The organism is Pseudoclavibacter helvolus, assembly GCF_014191305.1.
Taxonomy (GTDB): Bacteria; Actinomycetota; Actinomycetes; order Actinomycetales; family Microbacteriaceae; genus Pseudoclavibacter; species Pseudoclavibacter helvolus.
Genome location: NZ_JACHWJ010000003.1, coordinates 114,319 through 138,805, shown reverse-complemented (window position 1 = coordinate 138,805; position 24,487 = coordinate 114,319). Strand labels below are relative to the sequence as shown.

Genomic DNA, 24,487 nt, shown 5'->3' with positions numbered 1-24,487 from the left:
CTTCTGTTCCTAGATATGAGCACAAGAGGGGGCCCGCATCAGCGGTGCCCCCTCCCGTGTTCGATCGGAGCGGATGCGCCGATCGCGGTGCTTATGAAGCGGGTACGAAGACCGCTGCCTTCGCGACGCGGACCACGCGGTCGCCGACCGTGTAGCCGCGCTCGACGACGTCGGCGACCGTGTCGGTCGTGACGCTCGGGTTGGGCAGCTGGGCGATCGCCTCATAGCGCTGCGGGTCGAACGCTTCGCCGGCCGCGCCATAGGCGGTGAGGCCGAGGCGCTCGACTGCGGTGCGGAGCTTGTTCGCGATGACTGCCATGGGCGTGTCCTCGACGAGGTCGCCGTGCTTCTGGGCACGGTCGAAGTCGTCGAGCACCGGGAGGAGGGAGCGGAGCACTTCAGCCTTGGTGGCGTCGTATGCTTCGGCCTTCTCGCGGTCGGTGCGACGGCGGTAGTTGGCGTACTCCGCCTGGACGCGCTGGAGGTCCTGCAGGCGCTCCTGGGCGAGATCGCTCTCACCAGGGGCACCCTCGGTTGGTGCGTCCTCCGCACCTTCGCCACTGAGGAGCTTCTCGAGATCCTCAACGCTCAGGCCTTCAGCCGCGGCGTCAGCAGCCTGGCCGGCGGCCGGGTCGGCGGCGTCCGTGGTGGACTCCGCCGACTCGGCTCCGGCAGCCTTGCCGAGGTCGCGAACTTCGCCAGTCTCCGGGTCGATCCGACGCTTGTCGTTGATGATCGGCTCGTTTGCTTCGCCCGAGTTCTCGGGACCGCGTGCTTCTGACTCGTTTCGCTCTTCAGCCATGACTACTTGTTGTCCTTGTCGTCCTCGTCGTCCACGACCTCGGCGTCGACGATGTCATCGTCAGCTGCCTGATCTCCGGCGGGTGCGTCAGCCGCGGGGGCTTCTGCTGCCTGCTCAGCCTGGGCTGCGGCGTAGATGGCCTCGCCGAGCTTCGTCTGGCTGGTGTTGAGCTTGTCGAGCGCCGACTTCACTGCTGCGTCGTCGTCGCCGGCGAGGGCCGTCTTGAGGGCGTCAACATCGCCCTGGACCTCGTTCTTGACGTCGGCGGGGAGCTTGTCGTCGTTCTCCGTGAGCACCTTCTCGACCTGGTAGACCGTGGTCTCGGCGATGTTGCGCTGCTCGGCGCCCTCACGACGCTTCTTGTCCTCTTCTGCGTGCTCTTCAGCTTCGCGGACCATGCGCTCGATGTCTTCCTTACCGAGGCTGGAGCCACCGGTGATCGTCATCGACTGCTCCTTGCCCGTGCCCTTGTCCTTTGCGGAGACGTGCACGATGCCGTTGGCGTCGATGTCGAACGTGACCTCGATCTGCGGCATGCCGCGCGGGGCGGGTGCGATGCCGGTGAGCTCGAAGGTTCCGAGGTTCTTGTTGTCGCGGGTGAACTCACGCTCGCCCTGGAAGACCTGGATCTGCACGGAAGGCTGGTTGTCGTCAGCCGTCGTGAAGGTCTCGCTGCGCTTGGTCGGGATGGCCGTGTTGCGCTCGATGAGCTTGGTCATGATGCCACCCTTGGTCTCGATGCCGAGGGAGAGAGGCGTGACGTCGATGAGGAGGACGTCCTTGCGCTCGCCCTTCAGCACACCAGCCTGGAGTGCGGCGCCGACGGCGACGACCTCGTCAGGGTTGACACCCTTGTTGGGTTCCTTGCCGCTGAGCTTCTTGACGAGCTCGGCGACTGCCGGCATACGGGTGGAGCCACCGACGAGCACGACGTGGTCGATCTCGTCGACCTTGATGCCTGCTTCGCGGATGACGTCTTCGAACGGCTTGCGGGTGCGCTCGAGGAGGTCCTTGGTGAGGTCCTCGAACTTCGCGCGAGTGATGCTCGTGTCGAGGTTGGCTGGGCCGTTCTCCGTGAGGGAGAGGTAGGGCAGCTGGATGCTGGCGCTCGTGGAGCTGGAGAGCTCCTTCTTCGCCTGCTCAGCGGCTTCCTTCAGACGCTGGAGTGCGATCTTGTCGTTCGAGACGTCGACGCCCGTCTGCGACTTGAACTCCGTGATGAGGTACTTGACGAGACGGTCGTCCCAGTCGTCGCCACCGAGGCGGTTGTCGCCGGCGGTCGCGCGCACCTGGATCGTCGAGAAGTCGTCGTCCTTGCCCACTTCGAGGAGGGAGACGTCGAACGTTCCGCCACCGAGGTCGAACACGAGGATGAGCTCGTCTTCCTTACCCTTGTCGAGGCCGTACGCGAGTGCCGCGGCGGTGGGCTCGTTGATGATGCGGAGCACGTTGAGGCCAGCGATCTCGCCGGCTTCCTTCGTAGCCTGACGCTCGGCGTCGTTGAAGTACGCGGGGACCGTGATGACCGCGTCGGTCACCTTGTCGCCCAGGTACTGCTCTGCGTCGCGCTTGAGCTTGCCGAGGATGCGCGCGGAGATCTCCTGCGCGGTGTACTTCTTGTCGTCGATGGCCTTGGTCCAGGTGGTGCCCATGTGGCGCTTGACGGATCCGATGGTGCGGTCGACGTTTGTGACGGCCTGGCGCTTGGCAGTCTCGCCGACCAGGACGTCGCCGTCCTTCGTGAATGCGACGATCGACGGGGTGGTGCGGAAGCCCTCGGCGTTTGTGATGACCTTCGGCTCGCCACCCTCGAGGACTGCGACGCAGGAGTTCGTGGTTCCGAGGTCGATTCCAACAGCACGTGACATGTGTGGTTCTCCTTTTGTTGAGCTGCTTGTGTGAGTCTGAGTCGGCTCGAGCTGCTGCCTCGTGGTGATTGAGATTGCTGCAGACCTGAGCCGTATGCACTCAAGTTTACTCATCGAGTCGCGACCGTCAAGCTCACTGGCTGAGAGTTGAGTGTGAGCGACTCAAGTCTTAGCGCGGTCACGCGGGGCAACCATTCCGCGCGCATAGTCACAAGACTTCAGCCCCGGCCCCTCTGTTACGCGCTCCCTGGACGCCGCCGGAGCTTCCTGCCACGCTCTCGCCAGCCCGCCGCACCAGGCGGAGGCGCCGCAGCGCCACCCCGCGCATCCACTCACGACAGGACCGTCATGACCAGACGCCGCTCCATCTTCTCCGCCGCCGTCATCGGCGCGGCCCTCACCTCCCTCCTCCTCAGCGGATGCGCCACCGGGCAGAGCAGCGCGAGCGCAGGCTCGGACACCCCCGTTGAGGGCGGCGACCTCGTGCACGCCGTCACAGCGATCGCTGACGGCTGGCAGCAGCAGCAGGCGAACAACTGGCACAAGAGCCAGGTGTGGACGCAGCTCGTCGAGACGCTCGTCTGCGTCGACAACACGGGTGAGGTTCATCCGTGGCTCGCCGAATCGTGGGAGGAGAGCGAAGACGGCCTCCAGTTCACGCTGAAGCTGCGCGACAACGTGACCTTCTCCGACGGCACCGCGCTGAACGCCGACATCGTCGCGAAGAATCTCGAGGTGCTCGGCCTCGGCGACGAGAGCAAGGGCATCACGCGCTCTCCCATCGTGCCTGGCGAGTTCGCGAGCGCGGAGGCCGTCGACGATTCGACCGTGCTCGTGACCCTCAAGTCCCCGAACCGCGGGTTCATCCCGAGCCTCGGCTTCTTCGCCGCCGGCTTCTTGGGCGAGAGCACGATCAACCTGTCGCTCGAGTAGCAGGCGAAGCTCGAGAACGTCGTCGGCACGGGTCCTTTTGTCTTCGAGTCGCAGGTGCCGGAGCGAGAAATCGTGCTCACGAAACGAGACGACTACAACTGGGCGAGCGAGGCGTTTGACCACGAAGGTCCCGCCTACCTCGACTCCATCACCTTCAACGTGCTCGAAGAGGATTCCGCTCGCCAGGGCGCCCTCGAAGCCGGCCAGGTTGACTCCGTCCACTTCGTGCAGCCGAGCGAGGAGCAGCGCCTCATCGACGACGGCTTCAACGTCATCTACGGCGAGTACCTGGGCACGCCCATCAACTTCGTGCTGCGCCCCAACGCCGAGATCACGAACGACGTGAACGTGCGCCAGGCCATCCAGCACGGCGTGAACCGGCAGGAGATCGTCGACACAGTCTTCAACTCCAACTGGAAGCCGGCGACCTCCTCCGTGCAGGCGGCGACGCCGGGCTGGGTCGACCTGAGCGAGAACCTCGCCTTCGACCAGGATCTCTCGAGCACGCTCCTCGATGAGTCCGGCTGGACGGAGAAGGATGCGGAGGGCTACCGCGTCAAGGACGGCACGCGCCTCACGATCCCCGCATACACCTCGCCGTTTGTGAACGGCTCCGGGCAGATCCTCGAGCTCGCCGCGCAGCAGCTCAAGGCGGTCGGTATCGAGCTCGAGATCCGCCAGACGGATGCGAGCACGTACAGCGACATCTTCGCGGCGGGAGGCACGCCGATCTTCCCCGTCGCCAACTCGTTCCTCGACGCCACCACACTCCGCCAATACTGGGGCCAGGACTACACGAACCAGTTCCAGTTGAAGAACGGCGAGCTCGAGGAGCAGCTGCTCGGCGTCTCCGAGACGGCCAACGGCACCGACGAGCGGGCCGCGAACCTCGCGAAGCTGCAGGAGACCGTCCTCGAAGAGGCGTACACGGTGCCGATCGTCGACAACTACCAGGTGTTCGTCACGAGCCCCGAGGTGCACGGCATCGAGACCAACGCCGTGGGGCGTCCGTACTTCTACGACACCTGGATCGGCCAGTAGGAGCACGCCGGCGCTCGCCGCCTGGGCTGCGCCCACACCGTCGAACTTCGGTGACAACTCTGCCTTTCCTGCTCGTTTCGAGCGGGCTCGGTGGAGTTGTCATCGAAGTTCGCAGGCGGCCCACTCGCCCGTTCGCCTCCGCGCCGCCTCCCGCGCATAGAATCCGCGCATGGCACTCCCCGGCCGCGCCGACGAAGGCGCACCCTCCCCCAGCGACCCCACCCCGAGCGGACGGGTCGAGACCGTCGACGGCGGGGCGGCGGTCACGCCGAAGGAGCTGAAGAAGCGGGCGACCGCCTGGGCGCTGTGGGACGTCGGCAACTCCGCCTTCCAGGCCGTCGTCGTCACCTTCGTCTTCGCGACCTACCTCGCGAGCGACCTCTTCATCGACCCGCAGGTCGCGGCGCTCGGCGACGCGAACCCGCTCGACCCGCAGTACCTGGCAGCTCAGGCCGCATCCACCAACGTCATCGCGAACCTGAGCACCGTCGCCGGTCTGCTGGTCGCGCTCATCGCGCCCGTGCTCGGCCAGCGCTCCGACGGCTCCGGCAGGCGCAAGCTGTGGCTCGGCATCTTCACGGCCGTCACGGTCGTGATCATGCTGGCCATGTTCTTCATCCAACCGGGCGAGGAGTACCTCTTCTGGGGCGCGCTGCTGCTCGCGGTCGGCACGATCTTCGCCGAGCTGAGCGGCGTCAACTACAACGCCATGCTCTCGCAGGTGTCGACGCCGAAGAACGTCGGCCGCATCTCGGGCATCGGCTGGGGCCTCGGCTACCTCGGCAGCATCGTGCTGCTTGTGCTCCTGCTCGTACTGTTCATCCAGTCGTTCGGCGTCGAAGGGCGAAACGGCGTGCTGGCGGTGCCGAGCGGGGTGGATGGGGGCGCGCTCGACATCCGCTTCGCCATCGTGCTCGCGGCGGTCTGGTACGTCGTCTTCGCACTGCCGGTCATGTTCAAGGTGCCCGAGATCCCGAAGGACACGAACCGCCCGAAGGTGAGCTTCTTCGCCTCGTACGGTGTGCTATTCAGGGTGATCGGGAAGCTCGCGAAGAGCGACCCGAAGCTCCTGCTGTTCCTCGCCGCGAGCGCCGTGTTCCGCGACGGGCTGCAGGCGATCTTCGCGTTCGGGGCGATCCTCGCGGCCCAGGTGTACGGCTTCGCGCCGAGCGAAGTCATTTACTTCGCGGTCGCCGCGAACCTCGTCGCGGGGCTCGGGACGCTCGCCGCCGGCTGGTTCGACGACCGCTTCGGGCCGAAGCTCGTCATCATGGCGTCGCTCGTCTCGCTCACCGCGTTCTCCGTGGTGCTCATCTTCCTTCCCTCAGAGCAGACCGTGTTCTGGATCTTCGGCCTCGCCCTCTGCCTCTTCGTGGGACCTGCGCAAGCCGCGAGCCGCTCCTACCTCTCCCGAGCCACGCCTCCCGGCCGCGAGGGCGAGCTGTTCGGCCTCTACGCGACCACGAACCGGGTCGCGAGCTTCATCACGCCCGCCCTCTTCAGCCTCTTCGTATTCCTCTCGGGAAACCCGAAGATGGGCATCATCGGCATCGGCATCGTGCTCGCCGTCGGCTTCCTGATGATGCTCCCCGTGCCAAGCAAGGTGAAGCAGGCGAGCGCGTAGCTACTGTTACCCCCGGGGCAGGGCCCGCTGGCGGAATGTCGGTGGTGCGCACGACACTTGATGCATGACGCACGAGACGAACGGCCCCGCAGCTGAACTCCCCACGACCCTCCTCGGCGACGGCCTCGTGACGACGGTGCAGGGCTACGGCGCCATGAGCCTCAGCGACGCGTACGGCCCCATCGACGATGAACAGGCCCTGCGCACGCTCCAGCACGCGGTGGATGCAGGCATCACGTTCATCGACACCGCCAACATCTACGGCGACGGCCGCAGCGAGCTCACGATCGCGAAGATCTTGCCGGCGCAGCGGGAGCGCATCCAGCTCGCCACGAAGTTCGGCATCACGAAGGGCGACGGCGTCGGAAAGCGCGGCGTGCGCGGCGACCGCGAGCACGTGCGCGAGCAGGTCGAGCTCTCCCTCAAGCGCCTCGGCACCGACTACATCGACCTCTACTACCAGCACCGGGTCGACCCGAACGTGCCCATCGAGGAGACTGTCGGCTTCGTCTCCGAGCTCGTCGCCGACGGCAAGGTGCGGCACATCGGGCTGAGCGAGCCGACGGGTGCCGAGATCCTCCGCGCCGCCGCCGTGCACCCCATCGCGGCCGTGCAGAGCGAGTACAGCATCTTCAGCCGCGACCTCGAGGCGCACGTTATCCCCGCCATCCGCGAGGTTGGCGCGGGCTTCGTGCCGTACTCCCCGGTCAGCCGTGGCCTGCTCACCGACTCGTGGGCTGAGCTCGGCGCCGAGAAGCCCAACGTACGCGCCAACTTCCCCCGATTCTTCCCTGAGAACCTGCCCACCAACCGCGCCCTTGCCGGCGAGGTCGCGGCCGTCGCGCAGCAGCTGAGCGAGCAGCACGGCCAGCACGTCTCGGTCGCCGAGGTCGCCATCGCCTGGGTGTACGCGAAGTCGGCCGAGTTCGGCGTGCGCGTCTCCCCTATCCCGGGAACCCGCAGCCCGGAACGCATCGACGAGAACCTGCGCGCCATCGGCCTCGAGCTGTCCGGCCAGCAGCTCCAGCAGCTCGACGGGCTCGCGGAACGTGTTGTCGGCCACCGTTCGGCCGACCCCGCGTGGACGTCGCAGGGCAGAGAAGAAGGCGTTCTCTCAGCTCTCTGAATTGCATGCAAACGAAAGCTCACTAGAATCTCCCCTCATGGAAGACCCTCCTAGTCATAGTCCCAAGCCTCTCGACGTTCCGGCCGCACTCTCAGCCGCCACAGTCTGGAGGCACCACGCATGAACGAATGGGTGATGCTCGGCATCGGCCTCGTTCTCACAGTCGGAACCGGGTTGTTCGTCGCGAGTGAATTCGCTCTCGTCAACCTCGACCGAAACGAACTCGAAAAACGGCAAAGCCGCGGAGAGAAGCGACTCGGGCCCACCATCAAGGCCCTGAAGATCACGTCGACGCACCTCTCCAGCGCGCAGCTCGGAATCACGCTCACGACCCTGCTCACGGGATACACGTTCGAGCCGGCCGTCAGCTCTCTCCTCGAGGAGCCCCTCACTGGCCTCGGGATCCCCGCGGGCCTCGTGCCCGTCGTGGGAGCAATCGTCGGCATCGTCCTCGCGACGCTGTTCTCGATGATCATCGGCGAGCTCGTCCCCAAGAACTTCGCGCTCGCCCTCCCCCGGGCGACGGCGAAGATCGTCATCCCGTTCCAGGCGCTCTTCACGACGGTGTTCAAGCCCGTGATCCTGCTCCTGAACAACACGGCGAACGCCATCATCCGCTCCATGGGCATCGAGCCCAAGGAGGAGCTCTCCGGCGCCAGAAGCGCCGACGAGCTGTCGTACCTCATCCGCCACTCGGCGCTCTCCGGCCTCCTCGAGGAAGACGACGCAGCCCTGCTGCGCCGCACCCTCAAGTTCGCCGAGCACGACGCATCCGACGTCATGACACCCCGCGTGCGCATGGCGAGCGTTGAGGTCTACGACACCGCGCAGGCGATCATCGCCCTCGCCATCGAGACCGGGTACTCCCGGTTCCCTGTCGTGGACGGCACCCCCGACAACATCACGGGGTTCGTGCACGCCAAGCAGGCGTTCGCGGTCGCCGTCGAGCAGCAGGCCGAGGTCACGGCCCGCGACCTGCAGACCGAGGCGCTTCGCGTGCCCGAGTCGATGGGGGCATCCGCCCTGCTGACCCTGCTGCGCGCCGAACGCCACCAGGTGGCCGTCGTCGTGGATGAGCACGGCGGCACGGCCGGCATCGTCACGCTCGAAGACCTCGTCGAGGAAATCGTCGGCGAGCTCGAGGACGAACACGACCGACACCAGACCGGATTCATCCGGCGCGGCCGCTCGGTCACGTTCGACGCCTCCTGGCGCCCGGACGAGGTGCTCGACCGCCTCGCCATCGAAGTGCCGGAAAACGGCGACTACGACACGGTCGGCGGATTCATCACCGACACCCTCGAGCGCCTCCCCGAGCTCGGCGACGAGGTCGCCATCGAGACGGGTACGCTGCGCGTCGAGCGCATCGACGGCACCCGCATCGTGCGGGTCCGCTACCTGCCCAACGAACCGGACGGCGACCAGAGCCTCATGACCAATCAGGAGCTCGCGCACGACAGAGCGCACGAACGAGTCAAGGAGGTGATGACCAATGAGTGAGTACCTGCCAGGAATCCTGTGGCTGTTTGTCCTCCTCATCGGCAACGCCTTCTTCGTCGGCGCCGAGTTCGCGGTCATCTCCGCGAAGCGATCCCAGATCGAGCCGCTCGCCGAGCGGGGCAGCCGGGCCGCGAAGACGACCCTCTGGGCGATGGAGCACGCGACGCTCATGCTGGCGACGAGCCAGCTGGGCATCACCGTCTGCTCGCTGCTCATCCTGAACGTGTCGGAGCCGGCCATCCACCACCTCCTCGAGATCCCGCTCGGACTCACCGCGCTGTCGTCCGAGGTCATCAGCGCTATCGCGTTCATCGTGGCGCTTGTGCTGGTCACGTTCCTGCACGTCGTGTTCGGCGAGATGATCCCGAAGAACCTCGCGTTCTCGGTGCCGGACCGCGCATCCCTCCTCCTCGCCCCGCCCCTCGTTGTGGTGTCCAAGATCTTCAACCCGATCATCTGGAGCCTCAACACGATCGCGAACGGCGTGCTCCGCCTCTTCAAGGTCGAACCGAAGGACGAGGCGACAAGCACGTACACGCTCGAGGAGGTGGCCGGAATCGTCGAGCAGTCGACCCGCGAGGGAACCCTGAACGACACTTCGGGCACGCTCGCGGGCGCGTTCGAGTTCACGGAGAAGAAGGTCAGCGACGTCGACGTGCCGATCGCCGAGATGGTGCTCCTGCCGGCAGGCGCTCGCCCCATCGACGTGCAGAAGGCAGTCGCCGAGCACGGCTTCTCGCGCTACGTCGTCACCGACGAGCGCGGCGAGCCGACCAGCTACATCCACATGAAGGACGTCATGGACCTCATGGGGGCAGACGCCTTCACGGCGCCGATCCCGCAGAAGCGCCTGCGGAGCCTCGTCTCCGTGTCGCGCGACGCGGAGCTCGAGGACGCCATGGCGGTGCTCCGCAACCGCGGGGCGCACGTCGCGAAGGCCCTCGACTCCGAGGGCAACGTGACCGGCCTCCTGTTCCTCGAGGACGTCCTCGAGGTGCTGGTCGGCGAGGTCAACGCGACCGCCGCGGCCGCCTAGCGGCAGCTTCGAAACCAACCACGGGATGCCCCCGCTCGGAGACGGGCGGGGGCATCCTCGTTTCTCTCACGCATCCGCGTCGTCGCGTCTGTGTGCCTGCGGGTCGTTGCTCGTTGACAGCGCACCCAGCGAAACGAGAGGGTGGGTCCGTGCAGCTCACCTCGCTGACCGCCAAGACCACCCCCGCTGCGAGCGGACGGGAGAAGCTCGCGATCGGCGTCTTCCTCGCCTTGGCGTTCGGCCTTCCATGGCTCGTGACGTTGCCTCTCTGGCTTGGCGAGGGCCTCGCGCACCCCTGGTTCACGGTCATCTCCATCGCGATGATGCTGACGCCCGCCATCGCGGCTCTGGTCGCGGTCTTCATCGTCGAGCGGCCAGCGCGGCCGTGGCGTGCGCTCGGCATCGTCCCCCTCAAGCCGGCTCGAAGGCTCATCGCGTACCTCGCGCTCGCCGTTGTCGTCCCGTCGCGCTTGTCCTCATCGCGCTCCCTATCGGGGCGCTCTTCGGCGTGTACTCGATGGACCTCGTGAACTTCTCCGGCTACCAGGAGAACCTCGACGAGCAGCTCGCCGCCGCGAGCGCCGCCACCGGAACGGAGATCCCCGAGATCGCCCTCCCGATCGCGCTCCTTGTCCTGCTGCAGCTTGCGAGCATCCCGCTCGGCGCCGTCATCAACGTCATCCCCGCGCTCGGCGAGGAGCTGGGCTGGCGCGGCTGGCTGCTCCCGAAGCTCCTGAAGTTCGGCATTGTCCCCGCGCTGCTCATCTCCGGTGTGATCTGGGGCCTCTGGCACGCCCCGCTGATCCTGCTCGGCTACAACTATCTGGATGCGCCTGGCTGGCTCGGACTGACCATGATGACCGGGATGTGCATCCTGGTCGGGTCGGTGTTCGACTGGTTGCGCATCCGCTCGGAATCGGTGTGGCCTGCGGCCCTCGCGCACGGTGCGTTCAACGAGGCCGGCGGCTCCTACCTGCTGTTCGCGGCGGCCGGAGAGCGCGTCGACACGACGCAGGCGACGATCGTCGGCTGGACCGGCTGGATCGTGCCGCTCATCTTCGTCGGCGTGCTGCTCGCGACAAAGCAGTTCGCGCCCCCGAAGCCACTCCCCGCGCCACCCCTAAGCCCTCACCCAACCGCTCCCCCAAACCATCACCCAGCCGCGCCCCTGCGACAGGAGTGGGTGAGATGCAGGTTCGCTGGCGCGCGAACCTGCATCTGCCTCTCTCTTGCGGCCGGTTCTGGTCAGGGCGGAGCCAGGCCGGGCGCAAGGCCGGGCGCAGGCCGGGCGCAAGGCGGAGCCAGGGCGGGCGCAGGGCGGGCGCAGGCGGAGGGCACAGACTTGGCGGATGAAGTCCCCCACACCAGCAGGCAGCACTGAGCCAGGCGCCCGCACGTCACGCATGCCAAGTACGCCAAGCTCACCGGGCACGCCCCGCACTTCGCTGCCGCGGACGCTCGCGCGCGTGGTGCTCGGCGGGTTCCTGCTCTTCGCCGGGACCGCACACCTGACGTTCGCGCGGGCCGATTTTCAGGCTCAGGTGCTGACGTGGCTGCCGCTCGACGCCGACTTCGTGGTGCTCGCGTCCGGCGTCGTCGAGGTGCTGCTCGGGCTTGCGCTCATCGTTGCCTGGCGCTGGAGGGTCGCGGTCGGCTTCACCGTGGCCGCGTTCTTCGTCGCGGTGTTCCCCGGCAACATCTCCCAGTACGTGACGGGAACGGATGCGTTCGGGCTCGATACCGACGCGGCCCGGCTCATCCGCCTGCCGTTCCAGGTGCTGCTCATCGGGCTCGCGCTCTGGTCTACGGCCGCCTGGCGCGACCGCCGCTTGCTGCTCACGCCATTCCGCCGCCGCGACGCCGAGCATCCCAGCTGACACGTCAGCCCCAGCACGTCAGCCCCAGCATGTCAGCCCCAGCCCGCCCGGCCCGGCTCGGCCCGTCAGCACACGAGAATCGCTGGCTTGTTCGCGTGTGAGCCTGCATATCCCGCGCGGTTGAGCGGATGGCGGTCAGGTACGCGAGCGCTCTCCTAGTCCGGCAGCACCCAGTCGAACGCCGGCGCCTTCGACCGCGCTCCCTGCCGAGCCTTCGAACGGTTCGGCTCGTCGAGTTCGGTGAGCAAGCTCTCGGATGATCGCACGATGCGCGCGAACCGGTCTAGTGTGAGCCACTCGGGTCGCATCGCGAAGAGCAGGTCCTCGGTGGCGGTGTTGCCGCTCGCGCCGGGAGCGAACGGGCAACCGCCGAGCCCGCCGAGCGCCCCGTCGACGACGCTCGCCCCCGCCTGCACCGCGGCCAGCGCGTTGGAGACACCGGCGCCCCAAGTGTCGTGGCCGTGGAAGACGATCTCGCGCTGGGGTGTCTCGGCGACGACTCGCGAGATGAGCGACGACACCTGCCCCGGATGTGCCTGGCCGAGGGTGTCGCAGATCACGATGTCAGCGGCGCCCTCGGCTCGTGGGTCGTTCGCGATGGCGATGACCCGGTTGGGGTCCACCTGCCCATCGAAGGGGCACGTGAACGACGTCGCGATGCACAACTGGATGCGCCCGCCCGCCTGCTGCGCGAGGGCCATCGCGTCTGGCATGGCCGCAAGACTCGCCTCGGTGGACCGCCCGATGTTTGCTTCGTTGTGGGCGTCGGATGCCGAGAAGCAGTACTGGAAGTTGCGGGCTCCAGCAGCGGCGGCCTTCTCGACGTGCCTTGGGGTAGCGACCCACACCCAGCAGCGTTCAAGCTCCTCGGGAGTGAGCGCCTCGATCACCTCGAGCGTGTTGGCCATGGGAGGCACGAGGTCGCCCCTCGCCATGGAGCCGATCTCGAGCTCCGGGATTCCAGCCGCGAAGAGCTCCCGCGCGAGCTCGACCTTGCGCTCGGCCCCGAGCATCCGCCCTGTGAGCTGCAGTCCGTCGCGCAGGGTCACGTCGCGGAGTCGCGCCGCGGCGAGTGGCGTCTGCCTCATCGTGTGTCTGCTCCTTCGTCGTCGTGGTCAGCACCTGGGCCGCCTGAGTCGCCTGGGCCGCCCGGTGCGATCGGTGCGGAGGGAAGCCCGAGGTAGGCGGCGAGCACGGCCGCAGTGTCCTGCCCGAGTTCGGGTGCGAGCGAGCGGATCGGGAGGGAAGAGGGGCCAAGCACGGGCACGATACCGGGGAAGCCGACACCCTCGATGGTCCGTTCTCCGTCGGCGACGTCGAACTTCTGGATCATGTCCCGCGCCTCGTATTGGGGGCTCTCGCTGATGTCGGCGGCCGTGTAGATGGGGCCGGAGGGAACGCCGGCCTCGTCGAGGATGTCCAGCACCTCGTCGGCCGCGAGCGTCGCCGTCCAGGCCCCGATCGCTGCGTCGAGCTCGTCACGACGCTCCCAGCGGAGGTTGTTCGTCGCCAGCCCCGAGTCTTCCGCGAGGTCGTTCCTGCCGATGATCACCATGAGGCGCTGGAAGATCGCATCCGCATTGCCGGCGATGACAACGTTCTTCCCTTCGGCGCACACGTACGCGTTGGTGGGCGCGATGCCCTCGATCCGACCGCCGACCCGCTCGCGGACAACTCCGTGCGCCTGGTAGTCGGGAATGAGCGACTCCATCATCGAGAACATGGCCTCGTTGAGGGCGACGTCGATGACTCGCTCCTCGAGGGGCGCGGGCTCGAGGCCGGTGCCGCGGCGTCGCTCGCGCTGGAACATCGCCATCATGACCCCGTAGGCGGCATAGACGCCTGCGATGGAGTCGCCGATCGAGACGCCGACGCGCACGGGGGCACGGTCTGGGTCGCCGACCAGGTTCCGGAATCCGCCCATGGCCTCAGCGACCGCCGCGAACCCTGGCCTGCTCGAGAGCGGGCCCGTCTGGCCGAACGCGGAGATCCGCCCGATCACGATCTCCGGATTGATCGTGTTGAGCACGTCGGGCCCGATGCCCCAGCGTTCGATCGTGCCCGGTCGGAAGTTCTCGAGGATCACGTCGCAGTCGACCGCGAGCGCTCGGACCGCGTCCCGCCCCTCCTCCGTGCGGAGGTCGAGGGTGATCGACTTCTTGTTGCGGTTGATCGTGTGGAAGAGCATCGACGTCGTCGATCCCGGATGCAGGCGCCAGGAGCGCAGCTCGTCGCCGGTCCCCGGCCGCTCGACCTTGATGACCTCCGCGCCGAAGTCGGCGAGCATCCGCCCGGCAGTTGGGGCCGCGATGAAGTTGCCGAGTTCGAGCACTCGGACCCCGTCGAGTGGGGCGATTCGACCTGCCGAGCTCATCGTGTGCCTAGCGCCAGCGCGGCTCGAGGAAGCCGAGCGCGACGAGTTCTCGCACGTCGGGGACGAGGCTTGCGCGCAGCGCCTCTTCCTCGACGTCGACGAGCGAGGCGATGGCGGTGACGATCTGCGACCCGACCAGCTCGCCGTCACACACCGAAACGAAGCCAGTGAGCTCGGTCGACATGGACATGGTGCGGCGGAAGCCTGCCCCCTGACGGAGCATGATGATGCTCGGGTCCTCGTCGCCCGGCCGCGAGTGCCGCTCCTCGGTGACGTCTCCGGCAACGACGAGCGGCTCGTCGAAGAGCTCGGCGTCGTCCACGCCGCGAAGCCAGGTGATGGCCTCGAAGCCGTCGCGGATGTGCTCGGCCAGCGGGTGACCAAGCGCGTGCGTGAGGTGCTCGAAACGACGCAGCGGGCCGCCGACCGCGCCCTCGTGGGTGCGACGCAGGAAGAACATCCCCATTCCGATCCGTTCGACGTCGCGACTCGCGAAGTCCTGGAGGTACCGGCGGAACGCGTGCTGCCAGCTCGACAGCTCGGCGTTCTCTGCCGCATCCTTCAGCCACATATCGGCGTACTCGACCGGGGTCGCGTCTTCTCGCTGCACAACCCACAGGTCGACGTCGTTTGCTGGCCACGCCTCGAGACGCGAGTGCCAGTTCGCGTCGCCCTGGCGCACCTCCCAGTTGCCGAGCATGCACGCCACTCCGCCGGGCGCGAGCACCGTTCCGAGCTCGCGCACGAGGCCCTCGACGATGCTGTCGCCTGGCTTGCCGCCGTCGCGGTACGTGTATTGGTCGCTGCCCTCCTCGCCCTCACGCCGAGGCGTGATGACAAACGGCGGGTTCGAAACGAAGAGGTCGAACTGCTCGCCTGCAACGGGCTCGAGCATGTTGCCGAGGCGCAGGCTCACGCGTTCGTCGAGGCCGCCGGGTGCGATGCCGAGAGCCGCGGCGTTGAGCAGCAGGTTGAACTTCGCGAACGCGAGAGCGCGCTCCGAGATGTCGGTCGCAACGACGTGGCGCGTGTGCGCGAGGAGGTGCATCGTCTGCACGCCCATGCCGACGCCGAGGTCGAGTGCGCGGGCCACCGGCTCGCGCGGTGTGAGCTGCGCGAGCAGCGTCGTCGCGGGCCCGATGCCGACGACGTGGTCGCGGCGCAGCGGCTGGTCTCGCCCGAGCTGCACGCCGCCGAGGTCGGACGCGACCCACATCTCGACGCTGCCGTTCACGCCCTCGCTCGCGTAGGGCCGCACGTCGACGAGCGCCGTCACGAGCTCGTCGGCGAGCTGCTCGGTGCAAGCCTCGCCGGACGCATCCACTGCCGACTCGCCCCGCACACGCGGGAGGCGTTCGACGAGGCGTGCCGCGAGCAGCGCGTCGAGTGCCGGCACGTCGCCCGGCTCGACGGGCTCGGCAAGCACGAACAGGCGGATGAGCGCGGCGAGCGCGTCGTCAGGCTCACGCGACAGGGCGAACGAAGCGGGCTCGAGCAGGTCGCGGTGCAGCGCATCCGCCGCCTCAGCACCGAGGCGCGACTCGACGCCGTCAACGGTGAAGCCCACCTCCGCGAACGTCACCGCGAGCGCGCGGAGGAGTGCCTCGTCGGTGCTGTCTGGGGCGTCGCTCGGGTCATCGAACGTGAAGGCCTCCGGGACGGAGTCCGCAGTTGGGAGATCAGAGCTGGCATGGCGCGCGTGGGAAGTCACCTGTCAATTATGCGGATGCGCACCGACACTCGTGCGCGGCTCCCAGGCTGCGGGGTCGCGCAGCTCCGCGAGCGCCTCGATCGTGCGGATGCGCACCTCGACGTCGTGCGTCGTGGCGGCGAGGATCACCTCGTCGGCACCCGTCCGCTCGACGAGCCGGTCGATGCCGTCCGCCACCATCTGGGGTGTCCCAACCAGCTGGGTTCCGGTGGTCGCGTCGTACAGCGAGCGGTCCTGCATGCGTGTGGCGTACGCCGCCGCCCCCTCCGGGGTGAGGACCCGAGTGGGCTTGCCGAAGCGGATCTGGTGCATCGCGGCGCGGCTCGGGAGAGCGAGGCGCGTGGCCTCTTCGACGGTCTCGGCGGCAATAGCCGACACCGACACCATGAAGTGCGGCTCTGCGAGAACTGGCGACGGAACGAAGTGCGCGCGGTAGTGGTCCGCGGCGGCTTTCGGGTCGGCGTGCATCGCGAAGTGGTGCGCAAACGTGTACGGCAGGCCGAAGGCCGCCGCGAGCTCAGCCCCGTAGAGGCTCGATCCGAGCAGCCAGATCTGGGGGTGCGTCGCCGCGTCTGGTGTCACTCTCAGGCGCGCCAGCACCTCCCGGTCGTGCTCGTCGCGCACGTCGCCGAGGAAGCCCATGAGCTCGAGCACGTCGTTCGGGAACTCGTCGACGCGGTCGCGTGCCAGGTCGCGGCGGAGGGCCGCTGAGGTGAAGGGGTCCGTGCCAGGCGCTCGCCCGAGCCCGAGGTCGATGCGCCCGGGATACAACGATTCGAGCGCCGCGAACTGCTCGGCCACGACAAACGGCGCGTGGTTCGGCAGCATCACGCCGCCAGAGCCGAGGCGGATACGCTTCGTTCCAGCGCCGAGGGCCGCGAGCAGCACGGGCGGGGTCGTCGACGCGACGAGCTGGGTGTTGTGGTGCTCAGCGACCCAGTACCGGTGGAAACCGAGCTCGTCCGCGCGCTGCACGAGGCGGCGCGACGCGGCGATAGCTTCGGCGCTCGACTGCCCCTCGGCAACCGGGATGAGGTCGAGCAGGGAGAGCTTGGGCGTTCCTGGCATAGCAGGGGCAACGTGCGCCCCCACAGCCCTATTCCTCTCCCCGCCCCTCCCCTTCGTCTCGCGGCGCACCGCCAAGCAGGGGAGAACTCCCCGTCACCTGGGTTTTCGGCCAGTTCGCGGCCGGACTGTCGGTGGCCCTGCGTAGCATGACAACGAACGGCATACCCAGCGTGCCGAAGGAGAACCCATGACTCGACACCGCCGCCGACCGCGGGCTCTGCTCGCGAGCATCGGAGCGCTTGCCGCGGTTGTCCTGCTAGCCGGATGCTCGGTGAGCGCGACGGCCGTCCCGTCGGCCAACGGGTACGACGCCGTCGACGCTCCCATCGAAGGCGGCACGGTCAGCCTGCGCGACTCGTTCGAGTCGTCCCCCCAGGAATCGCACGACTTCTGGTCAGACCCCGACATGTTCAAGAACGCCGAGGGGTTCGACTACACGTCGCCAGACAATGGCATCACCGTCGGCGTCGGCGACCCCGCCACTGGTGCGTTTGTCGCCCCGACGACGGCTGTGCCTGCGGCCGAGTCGGCCAACGGCTACGGCGACGTCTCGGAGGCGGTACCGTTCGACCGGGCTGGACTCGGCGCATCCACGTTCGGGCGTCTCTACATGTCGTTCGCGAGCGGCCTCGCCGTCTGCTCGGCGACCGTTGTGAACTCGGGCGAGCGCAACATCGTCGTCACGGCGGCGCACTGCCTCGTCGACTTCGAGAGCAACAAAGCCGTCGCGACCAACGTCGTCTTCATCCCCGGCGACCGCGGCGACGGTGCCGAGCAGCCGTACGGGCGCTGGGCAGCGACCGACTACAGCATCCCGCAGCACTTCCTCGACAACGCCAACTACGGCGACCAGGGCGTGTACGGCGACGGCTGGAACAACGACTTCGCGTTCCTCGTCATGGAAGAGAAAGACGGGCAGCGCATCCAGGACGTGACGGGCGGCCAGGGCATCGCGTTCGGGGTTCCAGCCAAGGCGATCACGCAGGTCGGCTACCCGAGCGCCAGCCCGTACGACGGCTCGGAGGAGTACATGTGCGCCTCCAGCCAGTGGAAGGAAGGCTCAGCGGGCGGGTACACGCACATGTGCAGCATGACCCCGGGTGGGTCCGGCGGGGCCTGGCTGGTCTACTACGACAAGGTCATCGGGGCGGGCTACCTCGCAGCCACCTCGTCGACCGTCCTTTCATCGGCGAACCCGCCGTTCCGCTGGGAGGGCTCGGTGCTCGGGCAGACCGCGCTCTCGCTCTACAACGAGCTCGGGGGCTCCTGATGCGCACTCAGCGACTGATCGCGGGAGCAACGACTCTGCTCGTTGGGCTGGTGCTCACAGGATGCGCGACAACCACGCCGACGGCCGTCGCCAACCACGAGGCGAAGCTCGAGTACCACGCAGACACTGGCGCGGAGCTGCTCGGCGACTCCCTCGTCGAGGGCCTTGCGGGGGTCGAGAACTTCTCGGCTACCGCCTACACGCACGGCAAGGCCTCGACCGGGGCGACGCTCAGCACGCAGCACGAGACGACCGTGGTCGGTGCCTCCTACGTCACGAAGGAGTCGACGGCCGAGCCAGGCATGTCCATCGACGAAGTCCACATGGCGGGTAGCGGCTACACGTACTACCTGTTCGGCAGCGCGTACACGACGGTCGTCGCAACGCCGTGGGCCCGCCTCCCAATGGGCGACCTCGACCGGGCAGGCGACCCGCAGCGCACGTGCATCCTCGGCACCGTCATCTTCATGTGCAATCTCGTCGAGGCGTGGCAGCTGTCGAAGGAGACCAAGGGCGAGGAGCTGCCAGAGAAGCTCGAGGTCTCGGCCGACGGCAGCAGGCACTTCACGTCGGCTGTCACCTTCGACTCACTCGAGGAGGCCGGGCTGTACACGCTGGGCGACGACCTGCGCTCGCAGCTGAGCGAGGAGGAGCTGGGCACGCTCCTCCCCCTGCACGTGTGGGTGGGCGCAGACGGCATCATCCAGAAGATCGAAGTCAACGGAACGATGGACGCGGCCTCGCTCGACGTCGAGGTGCAGTTCGGCTTCGAGATCACGGGCACACCGACGACGGACGACCTGCCGGACGACCCTGCGTCGCTCGCGCCGCAATACGTCACGAACGTCACCTCAGACCAGGCGAGCGCGTTTTGGGATGCCATCGGGAACGCGAGGACCGGCTAGGCGCCGGGCAGAGCTCATGAACGCAGCAGCAAGCAAGCTGGAGGAAGCAAGATGACCTTCCCACCCCAAGGCGGCCCGCAGGGGCCGTTCGACCCGCGCAACCCCAACGACCCACAGAATCAGCAGGACCCTCGCAACCTCCAGCCGGGTCAGCAGGCTCAGGGGCCTCAGCAGCCGGGGCAGGGGCGTCCGGGTCAAGGGCAGCAGCCGAACCACGGGCGGCAGGGCCCATCGGGACCAGGCGCGTACGGCAGCCAGCAACCGCAGTCAGGGCAGCAACCGCAGTACGGGCAGCATGGCGCACCCGGCTCGAACTCGAACTCGAACTCACCCTTCGGGTCGGGCGCTGCCTCCGCGTACGGTCAAGGCGTTCCGTCGGCCGGTGTGCCGCCGACCGGCGCCGCCACAGGAAGCGGCTACGGCCCAGCAGCAACCAATGCCTCCGGCTATGGCGGAGGCGCGACCTCCGCCTACGGTGCACCGTCGGCGGTGACTCCTGGCTATGCCACCCCGAATGGCACCTACGCCAGTCCGAACAGCACCTACGGGGTTCCGGGAACTGGCTACGGCGCGCCAACTGGGGCGCCTCCGGTCGGGAATCAGCCGGCCCAGGGGTTCGGGTACCAGCAGCAACCTTCGGGCTACCTCACGCCGGGTGCTCCCGGCTCCGAGTTCGGCGCGGGGTCCGCTGCGGCGCAGCCGGGCAAGACGAAGCGCAACTCTCGCCTGCTGCTTGTCCTCGCGATCCCGGCCGCGGCACTCATCGCGGGCCTCGGCGGTTACTTCATCGGCGAGAGCAACGGCAGCGTGCTCGCGGCGGAGCCGCTCCAGGCGGAGGTCACTCGCGTGCTGCAGGACGACTTCGGCCTCGTCGAGGTCAGCGACGTCGTCTGCCCTGAACAGGTGAAGGTCGACCAGGGCTCCGAGTTCCAGTGCACGTTCACGTATGCGGAGCAGGACCAGTCGGTGACCGTCACGGTCTCCTCCGCAGACGGGCAGGTAGTGGTCGGCGCCCCCGAGTAGGACTCCCCGAATCGGCTACCCGACGTTGCTCGGACCCACGATCGGCAGCGCGACCCCGTCAACCAGCAGCTCGCACTCCGGCCTGTCGGCGACGGCGACCGCGACGCGCGACGAGAGGTGCTCCGGCATTTCGGGGAGCGCATCCACTGGGAACCAGGCCACGTCCACCGACTCGTCGTCACCGACGGCCGCCTCGCCCGAGATCCACGAGCAGCGGAACACGAGGTCGCAGTACTGGGCACGGTCACCCGTGGCGTGCACGATCTTGGGCGACACACTGAGGCGCACGAGCCGGTCGACGCGCACCTCGACCATTGCCTCCTCGAGACTCTCGCGCACGGCGGCGGTCGCGGGATGCTCGCCAGGGTCGACGATCCCCGTCACGGGGCTCCACACTCCGTTGTCGGAGCGCCGAACGAGTAGCACCTCGTCGCCGGCCGCGCCCGCGCGCGGGCGGATGATGACAGCCGTGGCCCCGGCCAACCACAGCGGGTGCTCAGGCCCGATCTTGGCTCGGAGGTCGGCGACAAATTCAGGAATCGGCATGAGCCCTATCCAATCGCAACGCCGAAGACGAGGCCGAGCACGTAGGTGACCGCTGCCGCCCCGTAGCCGATGAGGAGCTGGCGACCAGCCCGACGCCACGGCGGACCGCCAGACAGCACGCCGACGATCGCGCCGGTCGTGAGCAGTGCGATTCCGACCACAACGGCGGAGACGACGACAGCCGCGAGTCCGCTCATGCCGAAGATGTAGGGCAGCACCGGCAGGAGCGCACCGCCGGCGAAGAAGCAGAAGCTCGAGAGGGCGGCGGTCCACGCCGTGCCGAGCTCCTCGTGCTCGTCGTCGCCCGAGTGCAGGGCGATGGGGCCGGACTCCGGGTCGGCGCCCTGTAGCGCGAAGACCCGGTGGGCGTACCGGCGGGCTTCGCCCTCATCCATGCCTCGAGCCCGGTACACGAGCTCCAGCTCATTGGCGTTGACGTCGAGCTTCTGAATGGTCTGCGGAGTATCCGGGCTCGGAGTGGAAGCCTGCAGCAGCTCGCGCTGCGACCTCACCGAAACGTACTCGCCGGCAGCCATCGAGAGCGCACCGGCGAGCAGGCCGGAGAGGCCGGTCGCGAGGATGATGACGGTCGGTGCGCCCGTCGCGCCGATCCCGAGCACGAGGGCGAGGTTCGAAACGAGACCGTCGTTGGCGCCGAACACCGCGGCGCGGAACATGCCGGACATGCGGGAGCGGCTTCGCATCGCGAGACCGCGGACGACTTCCTCGTGGATGCGCTCATCTGCGGCCATCTCTGGCGTCGCATCCGCTTCCCGCTCGTACGGGGAACGCGACTCCGCTCGCTGGATGAGCGCAAGCACAAACAGCGAACCGAAGCGGCGCGCGAACCACCCGAAGAGGCGCGTACCGAGCTGGGCGCGCACGCCACCGTCTCCGGCGGCGCCAAGGAGGCGCAGCCAGTGCTCTTCGTGACGGACCTCAGCGTTGGCGAGGCCGAGGAGGATCTCTCGCTCTTCACCGTCCCTCTTCGCGGCGAGGTCACGGTAGACGGCCCCCTCGGCACGCTCGTCCGCGAGGTAGCGGCGCCAGCGCTTGATGTCTGCGGGGCTCGGTTCCCGAGTGAGGTCCCCTGTTCCTGGAACCTGGGGCGGCGTCTGTGGCATGACCGTGCATCCTTCGTGCGGAAGCCTCGAGCCCAGTGGAGCACGGGCATCGTTGACAACGTGGGCTCCACGCTACGGGCGGGCCACCCGGTTTCCGCAACCTCTCGCAGATGTTCGGCGCACCGAAGCAACCGCGAGCATCCGCCACCCCAGACGACCCGACCCCTAGGCTCGCCATGCTTTCGGACTACAGGCCTATCGTTCTCGGGGTTCACTTCCTCGGCCGTCGCTCTGAATTTCGAGCCACAGTTCGGACCGATCTAAGGCATATGGGACGCCAGTCAGAGTTCTTTTTGACTCACGGCTCCAGACCGTTTTGAGGCCAGCGTCCGCAGGGGGATAGATCACTGTGCAAGAAAACAAGGCCATCAGCCGTCGAACACTCGCGAAAGCGTCAGCTTGGGCGGTGCCAGTGCTCGCAGTCGCCGCTGCGGCGCCCGCCCATGCCACATCCACCGACGTCGAAATTCCGTGCCCGGACAACGTCTTCCCGGGCAGCGGGTGGGTGACAACATTCGGCGGCAGCACGAACAGCGCCGGGACGCGGTGGAACGGGGAGACCATCTCCGTCATCACGGATGCTGACGACGACAAAACCGGTTTGATCACCACGACCAACACGTTCCAGGCCGTTGCGGGTCGCACGTACAAGCTGCGCTTCAGGGGCCAGACGAAGAAGGGCTACATGTACCCGAGCTCGTCCTGCACCACGGTGAACTCCAAGATGACCATCAGCCTCATCTCGGCGGGCTCGACTCTGCCCGCGTTCCGTGGCCACACGCAGTCCGGACCGGCGGGTAGCGTCCTCGTTCAGCCGCCCACGAACTGCTCATCTGGGTCGCCCCACAACGGCAGGCCCGTCCGCGGAGCCAACGGCACCTCTGGACTTTTCCACACTGTGAACTACACCTACACGGCCACGGTCACGGTCACGGGAACCACAACCGTGCAGATCCGCCTCGACATGGATGCAACTTCGTCGGGAAACAACGACGACTGGCACATCACGCCGAGATTCACCGAGTGCACGCGACCGGCTTGGCGTCGGCTCGCGTAACGCCGAACGTGCCGTGGCAACCCTCCTGGGTTTGCTACGGCACGTTTTTGGTTGACCCACGATCAAGTCTCGCCACATGAACGGGAAGCCCCGGCCGGCGCCTAAGGCAGACTTAGCCGCCGGCGGAACCCGCTTCAGTCACCGAAACGTCGGCGCGCGTGAAGTTCATGAACGACCTGGATGCGGTCGGGCCCCGCTGCCCGAGGTACCTGGAGCTGTAGATGGCGGAGCCGTACGGGTGTTCGGCAGCGCTGGACAGTTGGATGAAGCAGAGTTGCCCGATCTTCATGCCTGGCCACAGCTTGATGGGCAGCGTCGCGACGTTCGAGAGCTCAAGGGTGACGTGTCCCGTAAAGCCGGGGTCGATGAACCCCGCCGTCGAGTGCGTGAGCAGCCCGAGGCGACCGAGCGAGCTCTTCCCCTCGAGACGAGCAGCGACGTCGTCGCCGAGGGTGACGCGCTCGAACGTCGAAGCGAGCACGAACTCGCCGGGGTGCAACACGAACGGCTCGTCGGGTTTCGATTCCACGAGCCTCGTCAGCTCCGGCTGCTCTTCCGCTGGGTCGATGAACGGGTACCGGTGGTTGTCGAACAGCCGGAAGTACCTGTCGAGCCGCACGTCGATGCTCGACGGCTGAATAAGGTCAGGCTCGTACGGCTCAAGGCCGATGCGGCCCGACTCGACGCCCTGCTTGATGTCCCGATCACTGAGAAGCACGTCGCCAGCCTAGTTGCTTGGTGGATGCACGCGGCAGGTTCCGCTGCGCCTACGAGGGCGACAGCGAAGCGTCGATCTCTTCCGCCACCGCTTCTGCCGTCCGCGACGACCGTCCGCCCGGGATAGAGGGCGGCAGGTTGGGCGGAGTGTTGTCGTTGAGCGGCGTGTAGTCGAGCTGGTCGCGTCCGCGGCGGAACGCGAGCTCTACACCGTCGACAACGACGTAGCGGTCGATGTAGTGCGACGGCTTCGTGTCGAACGTCATCCTGCTCGCCTCGAAGTACATGTCGTTCTGGATCTTCGTGACCCCGTCGGTCGGAACGACGGTGCCGATGTAGTCCATCCGGTGCGACTGGTGCTCGACACCGTCGATGACGGTCGTGCCGACCGGCACGAGGTCGCTCCAGTTGGAGGCCGGCACTCGGACAGACCAGGACTCTGGTGCAGGAAGGTAGTGCAGGAAGATTCTGATGTTGGTCACTGACGAGGAGGCCGTCGTGTTCGTCACCCAGAGCCCGTAGGTCCCGTGAGGGTGGGCGCCACTGTTGTAGCCGCGGACGGTGTAGCGAGACGTCGACCCTCGCTCGGGGTGGTGGAACGCTATCCACCCCTGCAGACCCGGAGGCTGCGCCGCGGGCGACCCGGCGTGCGCCGGCGCGGCGACCGCAAACGCGATGGTCGGAGCTGCCCAAGCCGCAGCCTTCGCAACAGATCGACGGCTCGGCAGATTCGTTTCGGAGCGCGTTGAATCGCTCATGAGTTCCCCCCAGAGTTCATGAAAGTCGCCGCTCAGTTCCCCCTGCGCAAGCAACTTAGTACCGGTCCAGAGTTTCATGGGGCAGGTAGGTTCGCAACCGCCAGGGCAGTTCGAAGGGGACTTGGGG

Annotated in this window: 21 protein-coding genes and 1 pseudogene; 12 read left to right on the top strand and 10 right to left on the bottom strand. The window is 67.5% G+C overall.

Annotated features, from left to right (window positions below):
• Window positions 1-91 precede the first annotated feature (91 nt).
• A complete protein-coding gene (locus FHX72_RS10265) occupies window positions 92-802 on the bottom strand; it encodes a nucleotide exchange factor GrpE (RefSeq protein ID WP_183624841.1) in 711 nt (236 codons plus the stop codon).
• A 2-nt stretch (window positions 803-804) separates the two neighbouring features.
• Entirely contained in the window at window positions 805-2,670 is a 1,866-nt protein-coding gene (dnaK, locus tag FHX72_RS10260) for a molecular chaperone DnaK (RefSeq protein WP_068493468.1), read from the bottom strand.
• A gap of 348 nt (window positions 2,671-3,018) precedes the next feature.
• On the opposite strand from dnaK, the pseudogene FHX72_RS18975 reads away from it, so the two are divergent.
• From FHX72_RS18975 to FHX72_RS10220, 8 genes and pseudogenes are all read left to right on the top strand, one after another.
• Window positions 3,019-4,644 (top strand): annotated as a pseudogene (locus FHX72_RS18975) (ABC transporter substrate-binding protein).
• Window positions 4,645-4,813: 169 nt separating this feature from the next.
• Entirely contained in the window at window positions 4,814-6,268 is a 1,455-nt protein-coding gene (locus tag FHX72_RS10245) for an MFS transporter (protein WP_183624837.1), read from the top strand.
• Window positions 6,269-6,332: 64 nt separating this feature from the next.
• The gene (locus FHX72_RS10240; RefSeq protein WP_183624835.1) at window positions 6,333-7,394 is read left to right on the top strand and encodes an aldo/keto reductase; all 1,062 of its coding nucleotides are present in this window, start codon (window positions 6,333-6,335) and stop codon (window positions 7,392-7,394) included.
• Window positions 7,395-7,514: 120 nt separating this feature from the next.
• Window positions 7,515-8,894 (top strand): hemolysin family protein, encoded by a 1,380-nt coding sequence (locus FHX72_RS10235; protein ID WP_183624833.1) that lies wholly within the window; start codon window positions 7,515-7,517, stop codon window positions 8,892-8,894.
• The gene (locus FHX72_RS10230) at window positions 8,887-9,930 is read left to right on the top strand and encodes a hemolysin family protein (RefSeq protein ID WP_068477082.1); all 1,044 of its coding nucleotides are present in this window, start codon (window positions 8,887-8,889) and stop codon (window positions 9,928-9,930) included. Before FHX72_RS10235 ends, FHX72_RS10230 begins: the two co-directional genes overlap by 8 nt.
• A gap of 149 nt (window positions 9,931-10,079) precedes the next feature.
• Window positions 10,080-10,460 carry a hypothetical protein gene (locus tag FHX72_RS18970; protein WP_244964187.1) on the top strand — a complete coding sequence of 127 codons (381 nt, stop codon included), beginning with the start codon at window positions 10,080-10,082 and terminating at the stop codon, window positions 10,458-10,460.
• Window positions 10,448-11,311: a CPBP family intramembrane glutamic endopeptidase gene (locus tag FHX72_RS10225; RefSeq protein ID WP_244964186.1), complete on the top strand. Its 864-nt coding sequence runs from the start codon at window positions 10,448-10,450 to the stop codon at window positions 11,309-11,311. Before FHX72_RS18970 ends, FHX72_RS10225 begins: the two co-directional genes overlap by 13 nt.
• Window positions 11,312-11,333: 22 nt before the next feature.
• A complete protein-coding gene (locus FHX72_RS10220; protein ID WP_183625402.1) occupies window positions 11,334-11,807 on the top strand; it encodes a DoxX family protein in 474 nt (157 codons plus the stop codon).
• Window positions 11,808-11,962: 155 nt separating this feature from the next.
• Here FHX72_RS10220 and FHX72_RS10215 read toward each other — a convergent pair whose 3' ends face one another.
• The 4 genes from FHX72_RS10215 to FHX72_RS10200 are packed head-to-tail and all read right to left on the bottom strand — an operon-like array spanning window position 11,963 to window position 16,960.
• The gene (locus tag FHX72_RS10215; RefSeq protein WP_183624831.1) at window positions 11,963-12,895 is read right to left on the bottom strand and encodes a beta/alpha barrel domain-containing protein; all 933 of its coding nucleotides are present in this window, start codon (window positions 12,893-12,895) and stop codon (window positions 11,963-11,965) included.
• Window positions 12,892-14,181, bottom strand: a complete 1,290-nt coding sequence (locus FHX72_RS10210) for a CaiB/BaiF CoA transferase family protein (RefSeq protein WP_183624829.1) — start codon at window positions 14,179-14,181, stop codon at window positions 12,892-12,894. The genes FHX72_RS10215 and FHX72_RS10210 overlap by 4 nt, the downstream gene beginning before the upstream one ends.
• 7 nt (window positions 14,182-14,188) lie before the next feature.
• Entirely contained in the window at window positions 14,189-15,892 is a 1,704-nt protein-coding gene (locus tag FHX72_RS10205; RefSeq protein ID WP_183624827.1) for a DUF7059 domain-containing protein, read from the bottom strand.
• 3 nt (window positions 15,893-15,895) lie between these two features.
• The gene (locus FHX72_RS10200) at window positions 15,896-16,960 is read right to left on the bottom strand and encodes an LLM class flavin-dependent oxidoreductase (RefSeq protein WP_068483827.1); all 1,065 of its coding nucleotides are present in this window, start codon (window positions 16,958-16,960) and stop codon (window positions 15,896-15,898) included.
• Between the two features lie 187 nt (window positions 16,961-17,147).
• On the opposite strand from FHX72_RS10200, the gene FHX72_RS10195 reads away from it, so the two are divergent.
• Genes FHX72_RS10195 through FHX72_RS19425 form a run of 3 tightly spaced genes read left to right on the top strand, consistent with a single transcriptional unit; the run spans window position 17,148 to window position 20,158 of the window.
• Window positions 17,148-18,230, top strand: coding sequence for a trypsin-like serine peptidase (locus FHX72_RS10195; protein ID WP_183624825.1), 1,083 nt, complete (start codon window positions 17,148-17,150; stop codon window positions 18,228-18,230).
• A complete protein-coding gene (locus FHX72_RS10190; protein WP_183624823.1) occupies window positions 18,230-19,135 on the top strand; it encodes a hypothetical protein in 906 nt (301 codons plus the stop codon). Before FHX72_RS10195 ends, FHX72_RS10190 begins: the two co-directional genes overlap by 1 nt.
• A gap of 51 nt (window positions 19,136-19,186) precedes the next feature.
• The gene (locus FHX72_RS19425; RefSeq protein ID WP_183624821.1) at window positions 19,187-20,158 is read left to right on the top strand and encodes a DUF4333 domain-containing protein; all 972 of its coding nucleotides are present in this window, start codon (window positions 19,187-19,189) and stop codon (window positions 20,156-20,158) included.
• A 15-nt stretch (window positions 20,159-20,173) separates the two neighbouring features.
• Here the strand turns inward: FHX72_RS19425 and FHX72_RS10180 are convergent, their stop codons facing one another.
• Both FHX72_RS10180 and FHX72_RS10175 read right to left on the bottom strand, forming a co-directional pair.
• A complete protein-coding gene (locus tag FHX72_RS10180; protein WP_183624819.1) occupies window positions 20,174-20,704 on the bottom strand; it encodes an NUDIX hydrolase in 531 nt (176 codons plus the stop codon).
• 5 nt (window positions 20,705-20,709) lie between these two features.
• The gene (locus tag FHX72_RS10175) at window positions 20,710-21,828 is read right to left on the bottom strand and encodes a VIT1/CCC1 transporter family protein (protein WP_183624817.1); all 1,119 of its coding nucleotides are present in this window, start codon (window positions 21,826-21,828) and stop codon (window positions 20,710-20,712) included.
• A 406-nt stretch (window positions 21,829-22,234) separates the two neighbouring features.
• Between FHX72_RS10175 and FHX72_RS10170 the strand changes: the two genes are divergently transcribed.
• Complete coding sequence (locus FHX72_RS10170; protein WP_183624815.1) at window positions 22,235-22,885, top strand: hypothetical protein; 651 nt, start codon at window positions 22,235-22,237, stop codon at window positions 22,883-22,885.
• A gap of 112 nt (window positions 22,886-22,997) precedes the next feature.
• On the opposite strand, the gene dcd is transcribed toward FHX72_RS10170, so the two are convergent.
• Both dcd and FHX72_RS10160 read right to left on the bottom strand, forming a co-directional pair.
• On the bottom strand, window positions 22,998-23,603 hold the full coding sequence (gene dcd / locus FHX72_RS10165; RefSeq protein ID WP_068483839.1) for a dCTP deaminase: 606 nt from the start codon (window positions 23,601-23,603) through the stop codon (window positions 22,998-23,000).
• 49 nt (window positions 23,604-23,652) lie between these two features.
• Window positions 23,653-24,360, bottom strand: coding sequence for a hypothetical protein (locus FHX72_RS10160; protein WP_183624813.1), 708 nt, complete (start codon window positions 24,358-24,360; stop codon window positions 23,653-23,655).
• Window positions 24,361-24,487: the final 127 nt, after the last annotated feature.

Bases quoted from the DNA above. Each gene is read 5' to 3' on its own strand.
- FHX72_RS10265 (WP_183624841.1), bottom strand. From the start codon at position 802: ATGGCTGAAGAGCGAAACGAGTCAGAAGCACGCGGTCCCGAGAACTCG.
- dnaK (WP_068493468.1), bottom strand. From the start codon at position 2,670: ATGTCACGTGCTGTTGGAATCGACCTCGGAACCACGAACTCCTGCGTC.
- FHX72_RS10245 (WP_183624837.1), top strand. From the start codon at position 4,814: ATGGCACTCCCCGGCCGCGCCGACGAAGGCGCACCCTCCCCCAGCGAC.
- FHX72_RS10240 (WP_183624835.1), top strand. From the start codon at position 6,333: ATGACGCACGAGACGAACGGCCCCGCAGCTGAACTCCCCACGACCCTC.
- FHX72_RS10235 (WP_183624833.1), top strand. From the start codon at position 7,515: ATGAACGAATGGGTGATGCTCGGCATCGGCCTCGTTCTCACAGTCGGA.
- FHX72_RS10230 (WP_068477082.1), top strand. From the start codon at position 8,887: ATGAGTGAGTACCTGCCAGGAATCCTGTGGCTGTTTGTCCTCCTCATC.
- FHX72_RS10225 (WP_244964186.1), top strand. From the start codon at position 10,448: ATGGACCTCGTGAACTTCTCCGGCTACCAGGAGAACCTCGACGAGCAG.
- FHX72_RS10220 (WP_183625402.1), top strand. From the start codon at position 11,334: ATGCCAAGTACGCCAAGCTCACCGGGCACGCCCCGCACTTCGCTGCCG.
- FHX72_RS10215 (WP_183624831.1), bottom strand. From the start codon at position 12,895: ATGAGGCAGACGCCACTCGCCGCGGCGCGACTCCGCGACGTGACCCTG.
- FHX72_RS10210 (WP_183624829.1), bottom strand. From the start codon at position 14,181: ATGAGCTCGGCAGGTCGAATCGCCCCACTCGACGGGGTCCGAGTGCTC.
- FHX72_RS10200 (WP_068483827.1), bottom strand. From the start codon at position 16,960: ATGCCAGGAACGCCCAAGCTCTCCCTGCTCGACCTCATCCCGGTTGCC.
- FHX72_RS10195 (WP_183624825.1), top strand. From the start codon at position 17,148: ATGACTCGACACCGCCGCCGACCGCGGGCTCTGCTCGCGAGCATCGGA.
- FHX72_RS10190 (WP_183624823.1), top strand. From the start codon at position 18,230: ATGCGCACTCAGCGACTGATCGCGGGAGCAACGACTCTGCTCGTTGGG.
- FHX72_RS19425 (WP_183624821.1), top strand. From the start codon at position 19,187: ATGACCTTCCCACCCCAAGGCGGCCCGCAGGGGCCGTTCGACCCGCGC.
- FHX72_RS10180 (WP_183624819.1), bottom strand. From the start codon at position 20,704: ATGCCGATTCCTGAATTTGTCGCCGACCTCCGAGCCAAGATCGGGCCT.
- FHX72_RS10175 (WP_183624817.1), bottom strand. From the start codon at position 21,828: ATGCCACAGACGCCGCCCCAGGTTCCAGGAACAGGGGACCTCACTCGG.
- FHX72_RS10160 (WP_183624813.1), bottom strand. From the start codon at position 24,360: ATGAGCGATTCAACGCGCTCCGAAACGAATCTGCCGAGCCGTCGATCT.